Origin of the sequence: Nocardioides sp. NPDC058538 (assembly GCF_042719275.1) — a bacterium.
Taxonomy (GTDB): Bacteria; Actinomycetota; Actinomycetes; order Propionibacteriales; family Nocardioidaceae; genus Nocardioides.
In genome coordinates this window covers 19,530-35,152 of the sequence record NZ_JBHXNY010000045.1, presented here as the reverse complement: position 1 = coordinate 35,152, position 15,623 = coordinate 19,530, and the positions used below count along the sequence as shown (strand labels likewise).

Annotated in this window: 11 protein-coding genes; 6 read left to right on the top strand and 5 right to left on the bottom strand. The window is 70.4% G+C overall.

Going from position 1 to position 15,623, the window contains the following annotated elements; genetic code table 11:
* Positions 1-871 precede the first annotated feature (871 nt).
* Complete coding sequence (locus ACFWQC_RS25700; protein ID WP_378684802.1) at positions 872-2,788, bottom strand: glycosyltransferase; 1,917 nt, start codon at positions 2,786-2,788, stop codon at positions 872-874.
* Positions 2,785-3,555 carry a CDP-alcohol phosphatidyltransferase family protein gene (locus ACFWQC_RS25695; RefSeq protein ID WP_378684799.1) on the bottom strand — a complete coding sequence of 257 codons (771 nt, stop codon included), beginning with the start codon at positions 3,553-3,555 and terminating at the stop codon, positions 2,785-2,787. Before ACFWQC_RS25695 ends, ACFWQC_RS25700 begins: the two co-directional genes overlap by 4 nt.
* Positions 3,556-3,713: 158 nt before the next feature.
* Here ACFWQC_RS25695 and ACFWQC_RS25690 point away from each other — a divergent pair, with 158 nt between their 5' ends.
* A complete protein-coding gene (locus tag ACFWQC_RS25690; protein WP_378684796.1) occupies positions 3,714-4,835 on the top strand; it encodes a glycosyltransferase family 4 protein in 1,122 nt (373 codons plus the stop codon).
* A gap of 2 nt (positions 4,836-4,837) precedes the next feature.
* Entirely contained in the window at positions 4,838-6,313 is a 1,476-nt protein-coding gene (locus tag ACFWQC_RS25685; protein WP_378684808.1) for a lipopolysaccharide biosynthesis protein, read from the top strand.
* On the opposite strand, the gene ACFWQC_RS25680 is transcribed toward ACFWQC_RS25685, so the two are convergent.
* On the bottom strand, positions 6,300-7,421 hold the full coding sequence (locus ACFWQC_RS25680; RefSeq protein WP_378684793.1) for a right-handed parallel beta-helix repeat-containing protein: 1,122 nt from the start codon (positions 7,419-7,421) through the stop codon (positions 6,300-6,302). The two genes, ACFWQC_RS25685 and ACFWQC_RS25680, sit on opposite strands and share 14 nt — an antisense overlap.
* 209 nt (positions 7,422-7,630) lie before the next feature.
* Between ACFWQC_RS25680 and ACFWQC_RS25675 the strand changes: the two genes are divergently transcribed.
* From ACFWQC_RS25675 to ACFWQC_RS25660, 4 genes are all read left to right on the top strand, one after another.
* Complete coding sequence (locus ACFWQC_RS25675; RefSeq protein ID WP_378684790.1) at positions 7,631-9,928, top strand: hypothetical protein; 2,298 nt, start codon at positions 7,631-7,633, stop codon at positions 9,926-9,928.
* Between the two features lie 183 nt (positions 9,929-10,111).
* Positions 10,112-10,669 carry a hypothetical protein gene (locus ACFWQC_RS25670; RefSeq protein WP_378684788.1) on the top strand — a complete coding sequence of 186 codons (558 nt, stop codon included), beginning with the start codon at positions 10,112-10,114 and terminating at the stop codon, positions 10,667-10,669.
* A gap of 25 nt (positions 10,670-10,694) precedes the next feature.
* A complete protein-coding gene (locus ACFWQC_RS25665) occupies positions 10,695-12,323 on the top strand; it encodes a hypothetical protein (RefSeq protein WP_378684785.1) in 1,629 nt (542 codons plus the stop codon).
* Positions 12,320-13,222 carry a glycosyltransferase family 2 protein gene (locus ACFWQC_RS25660; protein WP_378684782.1) on the top strand — a complete coding sequence of 301 codons (903 nt, stop codon included), beginning with the start codon at positions 12,320-12,322 and terminating at the stop codon, positions 13,220-13,222. The genes ACFWQC_RS25665 and ACFWQC_RS25660 overlap by 4 nt, the downstream gene beginning before the upstream one ends.
* On the opposite strand, the gene ACFWQC_RS25655 is transcribed toward ACFWQC_RS25660, so the two are convergent.
* A complete protein-coding gene (locus ACFWQC_RS25655; RefSeq protein WP_378684779.1) occupies positions 13,198-14,217 on the bottom strand; it encodes an acyltransferase family protein in 1,020 nt (339 codons plus the stop codon). The genes ACFWQC_RS25660 and ACFWQC_RS25655 overlap by 25 nt on opposite strands.
* Positions 14,210-15,622 carry a hypothetical protein gene (locus ACFWQC_RS25650; RefSeq protein ID WP_378684776.1) on the bottom strand — a complete coding sequence of 471 codons (1,413 nt, stop codon included), beginning with the start codon at positions 15,620-15,622 and terminating at the stop codon, positions 14,210-14,212. The genes ACFWQC_RS25655 and ACFWQC_RS25650 overlap by 8 nt, the downstream gene beginning before the upstream one ends.
* Position 15,623: the final 1 nt, after the last annotated feature.

The window sequence follows — 15,623 nt, the reverse complement described above, 5'->3', positions numbered from 1 at the left end:
CGACGACTCCACCAAACCAGCCTGGCCACCGGCTGAGCCGGGCCGGGCTCCGCCCGGCCGACACCGACGCCAGCAACTCAAAGCGCGACAGCCACGTGGTGCGACGCCCACCACCTGGCCCCCTGGGCAACTGGCGGAAAGACAAACCTGAAGGACGGGGCGCTGCTCTGCCCGCACCATCACCGATTGGCCCATGCTCCCGGCTACATTCATGAGCGACTACCGGATGGCACGATCCGGTTCACCCGCCGCCCCTAATCGGTGGCGCGAGGAATCACTCCACCAGGAACCGGACATCAGGCCTCCCGCTCCGCCAACCGGTCTCAGCTCTCGCTGAACCGTTCCACTCGGTGACCAACCACTGGTCTCCGCACACACCCTCCGCCAGCCGACATCGCGACGCCCACACGGAACAGCCTGGCGACGATGCCTGACTGGCCACGCCTCCAACTCGGGAAGCGGTCCGGCAATGTGGGGCGTTCGAGTCGGAGCTCCTGATGACCGCGACCGTTGCTGGCCAGCCGTCTCGCCGCGGCGCCGACTTGCCCCTGCGGTGAATTTTCCCACGCTCCGGAACGTGCAGCTCTTCGTGCCATGGGGAACTCTTCGAACCAGTGGGAAGGCCCGACATGGCGGCCTACGGCCCGCCCGTTACACCGGCCCGATCCCGGAATCGGCACGCGATTCGACGCCAACTTGTGAACGTTTCACAAGGTCAAGCCCACTGCCGTAGGCACCCACGAGGCACCGCCCGCCGGAGGCACGAGCGTCCCGCGACCCAAGCCCGTACGCAACTAAGAACTCCGCGCCATACCCCGCAGCAACAGCACACGACGTACAACCTGTGTGATCGCCAGCGAAGAGACGTCACCTACGGATAAAGCGAAGCCCGAAACGCCGCAGCATGCAGCGCAGCAGACTCCGGCCACTCCCGCGCCGACAGATCGGGCCGACCGTAAGGCGGATTGGCGACGACCGCCTTCAACGCACGCTCTAGGTCCTCGATCGTGAGGGTGCCCTCGAAGAGGTGGAGCCAACCTTCGCCGACCTCCTCGGCCAGGCGACGGTTGACCTCGTTGTCGGGGGCCAGGACCGGGGTGTCGAGGGAGAGTGCGAGCAGGAGGGCGCCGGAGTTGTGCATCGCTTTGTAGGGCAGTACGACCAACGTGGCGGCGGCGATCTCGGCGGCCAGGGTGGCGTCGTCGGCGTAGCTCAGGTCGGCGCTCACCCGCGTGTCCGCCGCCACGGCGGCGCGGACCTGATCGGCCAGGGCGGGGTCGGAGGGGGAGCCGACGAGGCGTACGTCCAGGTCTGCCTCCGGGCTGTCGGCGACCGCCTCCAAGAGCTGCTCGACACCTTTGTAGGGCTTGATCAGTCCGAAGTAGAGCACCCGCCTCTCGACGGTCTCCACGGTCTCGTCCAACGCCCTGATGACCGGCTCGAACCAGTCGCGGTAGTGGGCGTGGACGATCGTCGAGATCGGCACGTCGAGCGGGGGAGCGGTCTGGTCGGTGAGCCGGATGACGTGCCTGGTGCGGCGCTCGAGGGCGTTGAGGAGCAGGTGGTCCCAGCGGCTCAGGCCGTCAGGTCGGACGAGGTTGTGCCAGGTGCGTACGACCGGGGTCCGGGTCAGCCGGAGCCGAAGAATGAACGCGGTGGTGAGCAGGCGGCGGGCGAGCCGGCGCAGCGGTGTACGTGCCGAGGTCAGCAGCAGCTCGGGCCAGTGCACGTGGAAGACGTCGTAGCGGCCCACGATCGCCCGGGCGAAGCCGAAGAGCACGACCTCGGTGTCGTCGCGCCGCCCCAGGGTCTCGACGAGCTGGACGATGTAGGGGTTGGTCGTCGCGCGCAGCTCCCTGGCCGACGCCAGGACCCGGACCGGCCGGTCGCGGCGCCCGTCGCGCAGCCCACGGACGACCGCGGAGACCGGTCGTACCGGGTGCAGGAGCTGTCGGCGGCCACCTCGCATGAGGATCTCGTACGCAGCCCCGACAGCCCCGCGACGCCAGGCCCCCTGCCGCTCCTGGCTGAGCCAGGCCCGCGCGAAGAGGGCACGGTTGCGGATGTTGAAGTAGTAGTAGGCCGGCGACTTGGCGCGGGAACCCTCCGCGCGCTGGGTGCCACCGCCGGAGTGGATCGCGGTGACCCCGTCGATGACCGCTACCCGGCCGCCGAGCGCCTGGACCCGGGCACAGAGGTCGACGTCCTCCCAGTAGAGGAAGTAGCGCTCATCGAAGCCGGAAAGCCGCTCCCACAACTCACGCGTGACCGCGAAGCAGGCGCCGGTGACCCAGGGCAGCGTCTCCGCGCCGGGGCTCTGCTCGATGGGAAGGGCGGCGCGCCGCCGCCAGGGGCGCATCATCCCGGTGTCGAGGTCGAGATCGATGCCCGCAGAGGCGACCGACCCGTCCGAGCCGAGCACCGTCGGCCCGGCGAGCAGGAGCGGCTCGGCCTCGACGGCGGCCATGAGGCGTACGGCCGACTCGGCGTCGATCGTGGCATCCGGGTTGAGGAAGAGCAGTACCTCGGCACCCTCGGCCAGGGCAGCCGCGGCGCCCAGGTTGCAGCCGGCTCCGAAGCCGGTGTTGGTGCCGGGGAAGACGCCGGTCCAGCCCTCGCGCTCGCACAGGGCCCGGACCGCGTCGCGATTGGCGTCGGTCGAATGGTTGTCGACGACGACGATCCGCGCGGGCCGGAGCGCGGCGGCGACGTGGGTCGTGTGCCGCTCCAGCAGGGCGGGAGCGCCATAGCTGACCACCACCACGGCCAGCCGGGAGAGCTCGCTCACGACGAGACCTCGACCGAGCCGTCGAGCACGCGCAGCTCACGCCACCACTTGCGCAGCGCGATGGCCAGCGCGGCAGCGTTGCAGACGAAGACCAGGGCGTAGACCCAGGAGAAGACCACCCCGAAGCCGAGCAGCACGAACATCCAGCACTGCGCGCCGTAGTCCATCGGCAGCAGCGCCCACTTGCGCAGCGGGTTCTCGTGACCGGTGACGGGTCGGGTCTCGACAAGCTCGACCTCCGATTGCCGGCGCAGCGTCGGCATCAGGATCAGCCCGAAGTACGTCACCACGGCGACCACCTCGAAGCCCAGCGGCACCAGCAGCCAGCCGTCGGTGACCGGGCCGAAGCGATACCAGGACACGAGCACCGCCAGATGCAGGCTGGCGGTCTTGAAGCAGTCGATGGTGTGGTCGAGCCACTCACCCGAGCGCGATCCGCCGCCTCGCAGCCGGGCGAGCTGCCCGTCGGAGGAGTCGAGCACGTAGCCCGCGGCCAGCAGTGCCGCGACCAGGATCCCGGTCCACCAGCGAGGCTCGACCAGCGCGAGCACGGCCAGCCCGGCAGCCGAGAGCGTCGCGCTCAGCGCGGTCACCTGGTTGGGGCTCGCGCCGACGGTGTGCGCGGCCGCGGCGACGATGCGGCCGGCGGGCCGGTTGACGAGCCGCGAGTAGGCCGCGGTGTTGAGCGAGGGCTTCTGTGCCTGAGCCAGAGCCTCCAGATGTGAGCGGAACCCGCTCGGGGCGCGTTCGGCGCCGGTCGCGGCCATGCTCGATCCTGCTTCGCTCATACGTGGGGGTTGGACATGCGGACCCTAGATGACGCTTGACCGTTGAAGGTCACGAATCCGGTCCGCTCCCCAGATCTGGGTAGGACTTTGCCAGGACCTTCGGCCCGGGCCGTCCCCGTGACATACCGTTGCCCATCATGTGTTTGTTGGTCGCCCACCCGTCGCCGGACGTCTACGGTTCCGATCTTCAGCTGGTCGAGACGGTGCGTGGGCTGCACCAGGCGGGACAGCGGGTCACCGTCGTCGTACCCGAGCGTGGACCCCTTCTCCCGCTGCTCGAGGCCGCCGGCGCGAGCGTCGAGGTGATGGCCTTCCCGGTGCTGCGCAAGGCCTACCTCAGCCCCACCGGCCTTGTCCGGCTGGTCGCCGCGCTGATGGTCTTCTGGGTGCGGGCGGCGCGACTGTGGCGGCGGGTCCGGCCGAGCCGGCTGCTCGTCAACACCGTGACGATCCCGTGGTGGATCGTCGTCGCGCGCGCGGCCCGCGTCCCCGTGGTCTGCCACGTGCACGAGGCCGAGGACGACCAGCCGAAGCCCGTACGCCTCGCCTTGACCGCTCCGCTTCTGCTGGCCACCCGCGTGGTTGCCAACTCGCGGGCATCCCGCGACGTCATCACGCACACGGTGAAGGCGCTGGAGCGGCGTACGACTGTCGTCTACAACGGGGTGCAGGGGCCGGAGTCCGTGGCGGCGGCGCGCAGCCGGACGCCGAACGAGACGCTGCGGCTGGTGCTGGTCGGGCGGCTCTCGCCGCGCAAGGGGACCGACCTGGCGCTCGAGGCGCTCGCCGAGGTGCGCCGGCGGGGGATCGACGCCCGGCTGCGGGTGTGCGGGTCGGTGTTCGCGGGCTATGAGTGGTTCGAGCAGGAGCTCCGTTCCCGAGCCTCCGACAGCGACCTCGCGGGCAGCGTCGAGTTCCTCGGCTATGTCGCCGAGCCGGCCCGCGAGCTCGAGCAGGCCGACGTGGTACTGGTGCCCTCGCGCGTCGAGCCCTTCGGCAACGTCGCGGTCGAGGCGCTGCTCGCCGAGCGGCCGCTGATCGCGAGCCGCGTGCAGGGGCTGGCCGAGATCGTGACCGACGGCGAGACCGGCCTCCTCGTCGCCCCGGGCGACGCGAACGACCTCGCCGACGCGATCCAGCGGCTCGCCACGGATCCCACCCTCGCCGCCGAGCTCGCCTCAACCGGCCGCAAGGACGCCGAGGAGCGCTTCGGCGCCGAGCGCTACCGCGAGGAGATCGCGGCCGAGGTCCTCGGTTGAGCGTGGAGGACACCGAGCGGCGCGGCCTCGGCCGGAGCGCCGCCCGCGGCGGGATGGTGGTGCTCGGCGGCCAGGGCGTACGCATCCTGGTCCAGATCGCCTCGGTCGTGGTGCTCTCGCGGCTGCTCACGCCGCGCGACTACGGCCTGGTCGCGATGGTGCTGGCGGTGGTCGCGGTCGCCGAGATCTTCCGCGACTTCGGGCTCTCGACCGCCGCGATCCAGGCCAAGGTGCTCACCCGGGCGCAGCAGTCGAACCTGTGGTGGCTCAACACCGCCCTCGGCATCGCCCTCGCGCTCGTCGTCATCGCGGCCGCCCCGCTCGTCGCCGCCCTCTACGACGAGCCGGCCCTGACGGCCCTCACCGCCGCGATGGCGGGGATCTTCGTCCTCAACGGCATGGGCGCGCAGTATCGCGCCGACCTCACCCGTCGATTGCTCTTCACCCGGCTCGCCGCCGCCACGGTCCTGGCGCCGCTGCTGGCCCTCGGGATCGCGGCGTACGCAGCGGCCAACGGCGCCGGCTACTGGGCCCTCGTCGTCCAGCAGCTGGTCCAAGCCGCTGTCGGCCTGGTGGCCATCGGCGCGTTCGCCGGCTGGTTCCCCGGCCGCCCCCGCCGTGGTGTCGAGATGGGCGGTTTCCTGCGTTTCGGCTGGTCGCTGGCGGGTACGCAGCTGATCAACTATGCGGCCAGCAACATCGACTCGGTCCTCATCGGCACCCGCCTGGGCGCCCACGAGCTGGGCACCTACAACCGCGCCTGGCAGCTGCTGATGAACCCGCTGGTGCAGCTGCGCAGCCCCACCACGACGGTGGCGCTGCCGGTGCTGAGCCGGATCCGCGACAACCCGGCGCTGACCCAGCGGTTCGTGCAGCGCGGCCAGGTCGCGCTCGGCTACAGCCTCGGCGCCGGGCTCGGTCTGGTCGCGGGCGCCGCGGCACCGGTCTGCGCGCTCCTGCTCGGCCCGGGCTGGGACGTCGCCGGCATCGTCGCCCTGCTCGCCTGCGCGGGGCTGTTCCAGACGCTGGCCTACGTCGGCTACTGGGTCTATCTCGCCCACGGGCTGACCACGGAGCTGCGCCACTACACCTTGGTCGCCTCGGTGCTGAAGGTCCTCTGCGTGCTCGTCGGAGTGCGCTACGGAGTCACCGGCGTCGCGGTCGGCTACGCGACCGCCCACCTTCTGGAGTGGCCGCTGTCGCTGTGGTGGATCTCCCGCCGCACCCGACTCCGGGTCGGCCCGCTCTACCTCGGTGCCGCCCGCATCCTGGTGGTCGCCGCGGCGGTCGCGGCCGCTGCGTACGCCGCCGCCCAAGCCCTCCACGGGCAGCCCCCTGCGGCGGCGGTGCCGGTCTGCGTGGTGGCCGGGGCCGTGGCGTACGGACTTCTTCTGCTCGTCCCGTCGATCCGCCGCGACGTGATGTCGCTGGTCGTGACCGTGAGAGGCGCGCTGGCTCAGAAGGTCAGCCGCGGCTGAGGGCCACCGGACGGCCGGAGTTGTCCCAGACGTTGCCGGAGTGGCTGACCTTCGTCGAGGACGGGTGGATGATCGCACAGCCGTCGATCCGCTGGTCGCTGAGGAACCGGTTGTCGCGGATCGCCAGGCCGTCGATCGGGCCTCGGCCCTTCTCGGCGATGTTGACCGTGCAGCCGCCCCCGCCGAGCAGGTTGTCGCGGATCGTGACCCCGTCGACGTCGCGGATGCTCTGGGTGATCATGACGCCGGCGTTGTAGGCGCCGGTGAAGCGGTTGCCTGCGATCGTGATGTTGCTGCCGCCGATGATCTGGATCGAGTCGTCGTGGGAGGCGCCGCCGCCCTGGTAGGGGTCGCTCTCGAAGTGGTAGTTGTCGTGAAACCAGTTGTCGCGCACCGTCACGTTGCTGCCGGTGATGTGCACCTGGTCGGTGACGTGATGGATCTCGGAGCTCTGGAGGGTGAAGTCGTGGCCGACCACGCCGTTGACGCCGGGTGCGGCGTTCTCGGCCAGCACCTCGACGTTGCTGATCAGCATCCCCGTGCCGTTGTCGTTGTTGTTGGAGATCCCGGCGGTCTCCGAGCCGGTCGGCACGATCACCCTGGTGTTGCGGATCGTCACGTTCGGCGCCTCGACGTTGATCCGGCCGTGCACCTCGAGCCCGTCGACGACCTTCCCCGGGGTCCTGACGACCAGATCCCCGCGGTGTACGCGCAGCTTCTTCTTGGGAGGTACGCCGGTGTCGCCCGACCCCGGAGCGCCGCCCGCCGGTGGTGAGCTCAGCGGCTCACCCTCACGCGGTCCCTGCTCGCCCGGCCGATCGCCGGAGCGGTTCGGCTTCCCCGAGTCCGTGGGCCGCTTCTTCGGCTCCGCACCATCCGAGGGCTTGGCCGAGCGCGTCGAGGACGCAGAGGGAGAGACCGACGGGGCGGGGGACGGCGTCAGCGTCACCGGCCCGCCGAAGTCGTCGGGCGGCAGATCGCCGTAGTTCCTCTCCGCACGTGGCGTGGGCTCCTCGGCGGGACCGGAGGTCAGCACGTAGGTCGAGCCCAGCGCGACAACGGTGGCGACCGTGGAGATACCGAGAAGGACCCGGGACGGGACAGCCAAGAGACGTACGCCTTCCTATGGACTCTGCATCCAACTGATGGTGTGGGAGTCTGCCCCCTGGGCCATGCAGTTTGCGAGCGTTGGATGCTTACGCCCCCACACATACCCGATTCAGGGGATCGGACGTGCGATTGACCGGCGAATGACCGTGTGTGTCCGCGACACTGCCGTGTCGCGGCCGAAGTGGCCGCCTTGTGCAGGGATGGATGATGACGCGGATTCACGAATGGCGTCTGCTGGCGGCGGGAGCGGTCGCAGCTGTTCTCGGGGTGAGCAGCCTGGTCATGTCGGGAGGGGCGACGGCGGACACGGCTCCGGTCGACCCGGAGCTGCCGGAGACGGTCTCGGCGGACGTACTTCCGACGGTGCAGATCGACGGGGTCGCCTGGAAGCAGGTGATCGTCGGCGACATCGTCTATGTGGGGGGCAACTTCAGCTCGGCACGCCCGGCGGGCGCCGCGGCTGGCACGAACGAGACCCCGCGGTCCAACATGCTGGCCTACCGGCTCTCCACCGGTGAGCTGATCGACAGCTTCGCGCCGAGCTTCAACGGCCAGGTCAAGGACATGGCGCTCTCGCCCGACGAGTCCCTGCTCTACCTCGCCGGCAGCTTCACCCAGGTCAACGGCGTCAACCGCTACCGCGGCGCCGCGATCAACCTGGCCACGGGCGCGCTGACCAGCTTCCGGCCGATCTTCAACTCGACCACCAACGCGGTCGCGGCCACCGCCGACGCGGTCTTCTACGGCGGTGTGTTCACCTCCGCCGACAACACCGCGCGTACGAAGGTGGCTGCCGTCCGGCCCAACGACACCGGCACCCAGCTGCTGTCCATGAACCCGACGGTCTCCAACGGGTCGGTGCAGGACCTGGTGGTCTCGCCCGACGGCGCCGACATCGTGATCGGCGGCAACTTCACCCGCGTCAACGGCCTCTCCAACCCGGGTTACGGCCTGGCCCGGATCAAGGTCGCCACCGGCGCGTCGATGTCGCTGCCGGTCAACTCCGAGGTCCGCAACGGTGGCGCCAACTCAGCGATCCTCTCCCTGGAGACCGACGGCACCAGCTTCTATGGCACCGGTTACCACTACGGCAGCGGCGGCAACGTCGAGGGTTCCTTCAAGGCCGACTGGGCAGCGGGCAAGCTGACCTGGCTCGAGGACTGCCACGGCGACACCTACTCGATCTGGCCGACGGTCGACGTCGTCTACCAGGCCAGCCACAAGCACTACTGCGGCAACTCCGGTGGCTTCCCGGAGACCAGCCCGCGCAGCTTCCAGCACTCCACGGCGGTCACCCAGGCCGTACGCGGCACCAACACCCGCGACATCTACGGCTACCCCGACCACCCCGGCACCCCGCGACCGGAGTTCCTGGAGTGGTACCCGAAGTGGACCCCCGGCACCTTCACCGGTGCCAACCAGGCGCCCTGGACGGTGACGGCCAACGCCGACTACGTCGTCTACGGCGGCGAGTTCCTCAAGGTCGACGGCGTCGCCCAGCAGGGGCTGGTGCGTTTCGCGGTCAAGGACATCGCGCCCAACGACGTCGGTCCCGCCCTGTCCGGCGCGGAGTTCGGGCTCACCGCGACCTCTCCGGCCGACGGCCAGGTGCGGCTGACCTGGCCCGGCAACGCCGACCGGGACAACGCGACCGTGACCTACAAGGTCTACCGCGCCTCGGCCGACGCCGCGCCGATCCACACGAAGGCCGTCACCGCGGCGTTCTGGAAGCAGACCACGCAGACCTACCTCGACACCGCCGCGCCGCCGGGCACCACCCAGAGCTACCGCGTCGTCGCAGAGGACGCCTTCGGCAACCAGTCGCCCACCGAGTCGGTCAGCGTCGACGTGGCCGGCGAGCCAGCACCTCCGGCCGAGGGCGTCGTCGCCGCGGACACCTTCGGGCGTTCCGAGACGAGCGGCTGGGGCACGGCCGAGACCGGTGGCACCTGGACCCGCAGCGTCGGCGTCGCCGGCAACTTCTCCGTCTCCGAAGGCCGCGGCCAGCACGCGGTCACCCCGGGCGGGACGACCGAGTCCCGGCTCGGCGACGTCTCGGCGACCGACGTCGACGCCACCGTCAGCGTCGGGGTCTCCCGGCTCCCCGACGCGGGCTACGTCTGGTCGATCCTCGGTGCTCGCGTCTCCGGCTCCGACCACTACGCCTCGCGGCTCCGGTTCAACCCGGACGGCACCGTCGGCGTCCACCTCGTACGCAGCGGGACCCCGGTCGTCGGCGCCAACGTCGTGCCGGGTCTGAGCGTCGCGCCCGGTGACCGGCTCAAGGTGCGGCTCCAGGTCACCGGCACCGCGCCGGCGACCGTGCGCGCCAAGGTGTGGCCGGCCGGCTCGGCGGAGCCGTCGGGGTGGACGTACGAGATCTCCGACTCGACGGTGGCCAACCAGCTCCCGGGTGGCGTGATGCTGCGCGGCTTCGGCTCCTCGACGATCGGCACCACGCCGGTGGACGTCAGCTACGACGATCTGAAGGTGACCGAGCCGTAGCCGGCATACCCGATCTTGGGGAGTGGGTGTGAGGATCGCCCCGCGGGCGTCGGACTTGGGCTTGAATGCAGCGTCTTTGAACAGATGTCTTTGTCCGACCCCGCCCGCGGAAGATCCCCCATGCTCAGTCAAGTCCCGCGTTCGAGGATTTACGTCGCGGCGGCTGTCGCTGCCGTCGTCCTCGTGAGCGTCGCGGTCGTGCTCATCGTGCGCAGCTCCTCCGGCCCGGCCACCGCCGGGTCGGACTCGACGGTGGCCGCCGCACCCTCTGCGTCTGCGAGTCCGTCGGAGAAGGAGTCCGAGTCCTCCGAGTCGGAGGACGAGGACGCGGGGGAGTCCTCGGATGGCGACCGCGCGCTCGGGCTGAAGGCGGTAGCGACTACCTCTCCGGGCGTGACTGCCCGGCTGGCCCGGATCGACTCCGTCCAGGCCACCGCGAGCCTGCCCGGCGAGATCGGTGGTCCGGCGCTCGCGATCACCGTGAAGGTGAAGAACCAGACCGGGAAGAAGCTCGACCTGGCGCTCGGTGTGGTCAATGCCTACTACGGGCAGGAGCGCACCCCGGCGGTGAGCGTCGCCTCCGACGGCGAGGTGCCGTTCCCGGCCTCGGTGGCCGACGGCGATTCCGCCAAGGGCGTCTACGTCTTCCAGATCCCCGAGGAAGCCCGTCCCGTACGCGTCGAGCTCGATCTGGGCAACGGCGCCGACGTGGTGGTCTTCAAGGGCCGTCCCCAGCGATAACCCTCCCCCCACGATGAGAGATGTGATGAAGCCGATTCTGGCTGTGCTGGCGCTCGTGGCAACGAGCCTGACCCTGGCGGCGACCTCCGCCTCCGCGGACACCGCGCCGATTGATACCGACCTCCCGAAGACGGTCTCCGCCGACGTCCTTCCCACCGTGCAGATCAACGGCGTCGCCTGGAAGCAGGTGATCGTCGGCGACATCGTCTACGTGGGCGGCAACTTCACCTCCGCCCGTCCGGCGGGCGCCGCAGCCGGCACCAGCGAGACGGCCCGGTCCCACATGCTGGCCTACCGGCTCTCGACCGGGAAGCTGATCACCACCTTCGCGCCGAAGTTCAACGGCCAGGTCAAGGACATGGCGCTCTCGCCCGACAAGAAGCTGCTCTACGTCGCGGGCGGCTTCACCCAGGTCGACGGCGTCAACCGCTACCGCGGCGCCGCGATCGACCTCGCGACCGGCAAGGCGACCAGCTTCCGGCCGATCTTCAACTCGACCACCAACGCGGTCGCGGCGACCTCCAGCGCGGTCTTCTACGGCGGCGTGTTCACCTCGGCCGACAACACGGCGCGTACGAAGGTGGCCGCGGTCAAGCCCACCGACACCGGCACCGGCCTGCTGCCGATGAACCCGAAGGTCGCCGGCGGCAACGTCAACGACGTCGTGGTCTCCTCCGACGGCACCAAGATCGTCATCGGCGGCGCGTTCACCAGCGTCAACGGCTCCTCGAAGCCGGGCTACGGCATGGCCCGGATCGAGGTCTCCTCGGGCAGCTCGCTGGCGCTCCCGGTCAACGACGAGGTCCGCAACGGCGGCGCCGAGGCGGCGATCCTCTCGCTGGAGTCCGACGGCACCAGCTTCTACGGCACCGGCTACGACTACGGCAGCGGCGGCAACTCCGAGGGCACCTTCAAGGCCGACTGGGCCACCGGCAAGCTGACCTGGCTCGAGGACTGCCACGGCGACACCTACGCGGTCTGGCCGACCACCGGGGCCGTCTACCAGGCCAGCCACAAGCACGGCTGCGACACCTCCGGTGGCTTCCCGGAGACCAAGCCGCGGGCCTGGTACCACTCGACCGCCACCACCCAGGACGTACGCGGCACCAACATCGCCGACGACAAGTACGGCTACCCCGACCACCCCGGCACCCCACGCCCGGAGTTCCTGGAGTGGTATCCGAAGTGGACCAACGGCACCTACACCAGCGCCAAGCAGTCGACCTGGACCGTGACCGCCAACGCCAGCTACGTGCTCTACGGCGGTGAGTTCCTCAAGGTCAACGGCGTCGCCCAGCAGGGCCTGGTCCGCTTCGCCGTCAAGGACGTCGCGCCCAACAAGGTCGGTCCGACGCTGAAGGGCGCCAAGTGGGCCCTGACCGGCTCCTCGCCCTCCGCGGGCAAGGCCACGCTGAAGTGGCCGGGCAACCCCGACAAGGACAACGCGACGGTCACCTACAAGCTCTACCGGGGCTCGATCGACTCCACGCCGATCAAGACCGTCAAGGTCTCGGCCCCGTTCTGGAAGCACACCGCGATGACCTTCACCGACACCGGCCGCACCAGCGGCTCGTCGCAGAAGTACAAGATCGAGGCCGTCGATCCGCTCGGCAACATCTCTCGGTCTGACTGGGTCACGGTCACGATCAAGTGATCTGGGTCTGCATGCTCACCTACCGGCGCCCCGAGGGGTTGGGCGAGGCGATCGGCATGCTCCGGACCCAGCTCGATCAGGTCCCTGACGCTGGGCTGCTCGTCGTCGACAACGACGAGCAGCCCAGCGCTGCCTCCGCAGTGGCGGAGGCAGCCGGGGGTGACGTACGTGTGCGGTATGTGCACGAGCCGACCCCCGGCATCGCCGCCGCCCGCAACCGAGCGCTGGACGAGGCCGGTCCGGAGGCGGTCGTGGTCTTCATCGACGACGACGAGCAGCCCTCGGAGAAGTGGCTGCCGACCCTGCTCGCCTGCTGGGAGGAGACGGGCGCGGCTGCCGTCGTCGGGCCGGTGCTGTCCACGTTCGCCGACGAGCCGGACCCTTGGATCACGGCGGGTGCCTTCTTCCAGCGGCTGCGGCATGTCACCGGCACCGTCGTCACCACTGCGGCAACCAACAACCTGCTGCTCGACATGAACCAGGTCGCTCCGCTCCGCTTCGACCTCGGCTTCGGCCTCTCCGGCGGCTCCGACACCGTCTTCACTCGCACCCTCTCCGCCGCCGGCGGGAAGATCGTGTGGTGCGACGAAGCCCCGGTCCATGACCTGGTCCCCGCCGACCGCGCGACACCGGAGTGGGTGCGCGCCCGAGCCTCCCGCATCGGCAACTCGGACTCGCGCGTGCAGGTCTATCTCACCCCCTCCAGCCGCCGTCCGGTGGCGCGGCTGCGCGCCACCGCCCGTGGCCTCGTCCGCGTCCTAGGCGGATCCTCCCGCGTCGCCCTCGGCCGCCTCACCGGCTCGCTGACCCACCACGCCCGCGGCACCCGCACCCTCCTCCGCGGCCTCGGCATGCTCCGCGGCGCCTGGGGCTCCTACGTGACCGAGTACGCCCGCTGACCCACGCCGGCCGGGCCCTTGGCGGTCCAGCGTGCGACAGGGAAGTCGAAGATGCCGCGGATGCGGCCGGTGATCAGCCGGTCGAGAGCGAGTGCGAGCAGGATCGCGACGAGCGTCAGCAGCGGCACCGCCACCAGCCCGGTCCCCGGTGGCCAGTCGATGTTGCGCTGGGTGAGCAGGGCAGCGACGGCGGTGATCGGGAAGGCGTGGACGACGTAGATCGGGAGCGTGCGGGTGCCGAGGTGGCGTACGAATCCGAGTGCGGGGACTCGCGCGATCATCGCTCCGAGTCCGCAGCCCGCGGCCACCGCCAGCAGGCCCAGCATCGGGCGTACGAAGAGAATCCGGTCGTCGGCGACGTAGAGGAAGAACCCCAACACCACCGCGTACGCCATCCCCAGCCCGGCCACGTGAGCGGGCCGCATCCGCGGCACGGCCGAGCGCACCGCGGGCGCAGCGCGGGAGGCCAGGACGAAGAAGAACCAGTAGCGGAACGTCTTGTCCCAGGGGGCGTCGCCGGTGGACACCAGCCCGGCGGCGAAGACCGCGGAGACGATCAGCGCGGTCCCGACGACGAGCCACGCGGGGAGCCGGCGGGTCAGCCATCCCACGAGCGTGAACAGGCACAGCGTGTAGAGGAACCAGAGGTAGACGTTGGGCTCGATCAGCACCCGGGCAACCGCGGCGATGCCACCTGGTGGGGAGTGTGGCAGGAGCGCGCGGAAGGCACCGAGCAGCAGGCACCACAGGACGTAGAGGTAGATCAGGTTCAGGCACCGGATGCGCAGCACCTCCCGCAGCGGGCGGGCGAGCAGCGAGGGAGCGAGGAGGCCGGAGAGGAAGAAGAACAGCGGCATCCGGAAGGTGTCGAGGGTGTAGGCCAGCCTCGACCACGGGCCGGCGAGGCCGACCAGGTCGAGGTTGATCACGGCATGGAAGAGCACCACGAGGATGATCGCCAGGCCGCGCGCGGAGTCGATCCAGCCTTCACGCACGCTGCGGACCTCCGGCGAGATAGCGGCGGCGAGTGCGCTGGTTCCGACGGCCTCGGCGTCGCTGTGGAGCCGGCGTCTTCCGTGACACAGGAACGGGCGCGGACGGCGAGGCAGCAGCTTCCTTGCGTTGGAGCAGGAACACCCCGAGCGCCAGCGCGAGCGGCGGCAGCGAGCTGATGATCGGGCCGAAGAAGAGGTTCCAGCCGAGCTGCAGGGCGAGGAAGATGCCGAGTGCGGTGCCGGTGCGGTTGGCCATGCTGCGGCCCAGATAGATGGTGGCGAGCCACAGCAGCCACCCCGCGAACACCAGCCCGGCGAGCCCGAACCAGATCCACAGGTCGCCGATCAGCGAGTGCACCTCGATCCGGGTGCCGAACATGTAGTGCTCGACGTAGCCGTTGTCCGGGTCATAGCCCAGAACGGACATGCCCTGCTTCGCGGCCTGCATGTCGGTCGGCGTGGCCATGATGCCGGCGCCATAGCCCAGTGGTTCATGCAGCATCAGGGACACGGTCGCCCCGATCTCGGGTCTGCCGCCGAGGATGAGGGACCCGGCTGCCTGGGTCTGCTCCGCGGTGCGCTCCTGGGCCGACTGGCCGAGGTAGCCGTCCAGTGCGGCCCCCTCCAGCGCGCGATAGAGCCCCAGCCCCAGCGCGCCGACCAGGACCAGCGAGAGCAGCGCCGAGGTGGTCCGCTTGGCCGTCCTCGGCCGGTGCTGCCACAGCAGCAAGATCGCGGTCATGATCAGGAACGCGCTCATCGACCTGGCCCCGGACAGTGCAGTGACCGCGGTGAGAACTCCGAGGGCGGTCATGTCTGCGAGAAGCCTCTTGCGGGGACGCCGCCGGATGAGCATGCAGGCCCCCAGCAGCAGAATCGTCGCGGGCATCGAGAACCCGAACCGCCACGGGTCCTCGGCGAACCGGGACCCCATCGTCGAGGTCGTGAACGAGCCGACGGCGTAGAGGCACACCACGGCCCCCGGCGACAGCACCCGCTGCGCCCACAGCAGCGCCCCGACGCACATCGCGGCGGAGACGACCGGCAGCAGCTCGAACAGCACGCCGGCCTCGGTCGGCGGGTGGGTCGCCGAGCGCCAGGTGGCGAGCGCCAGGGCGGAGAAGAGGCAGGCAAGAAGGAGTACGCCGCCCAGGGCCGCACCGCGGTAGCGGCTCGCCTCCCGGATCCAGACCGGCGCCAGAGCCGCACCCATCAGCCCGCCCACGGTCAGTCCACGGACGAGGTCGAAGTCGGTCCCGGCAAGGAACGCCGCGGCACCGGCCAGGAGAGCGGTCAGCACCTCCCAGCCGGTGCGCTCGGCACGCTGGGTGCGCCCGGTCCGACCGGTCCGACCGGTCCGACCGGTCCGACCGGTGCGGACCCGGACCGCCGTCGCGACGGCCATG

Coding starts and splice junctions, on each gene's coding strand:
- ACFWQC_RS25695 (WP_378684799.1), bottom strand. CDS start 3,555: ATGGCCGCGACCGGCGCCGAACGCGCCCCGAGCGGGTTCCGCTCACAT.
- ACFWQC_RS25690 (WP_378684796.1), top strand. CDS start 3,714: ATGTGTTTGTTGGTCGCCCACCCGTCGCCGGACGTCTACGGTTCCGAT.
- ACFWQC_RS25675 (WP_378684790.1), top strand. CDS start 7,631: ATGACGCGGATTCACGAATGGCGTCTGCTGGCGGCGGGAGCGGTCGCA.
- ACFWQC_RS25665 (WP_378684785.1), top strand. CDS start 10,695: ATGAAGCCGATTCTGGCTGTGCTGGCGCTCGTGGCAACGAGCCTGACC.
- ACFWQC_RS25650 (WP_378684776.1), bottom strand. CDS start 15,622: ATGGCCGTCGCGACGGCGGTCCGGGTCCGCACCGGTCGGACCGGTCGG.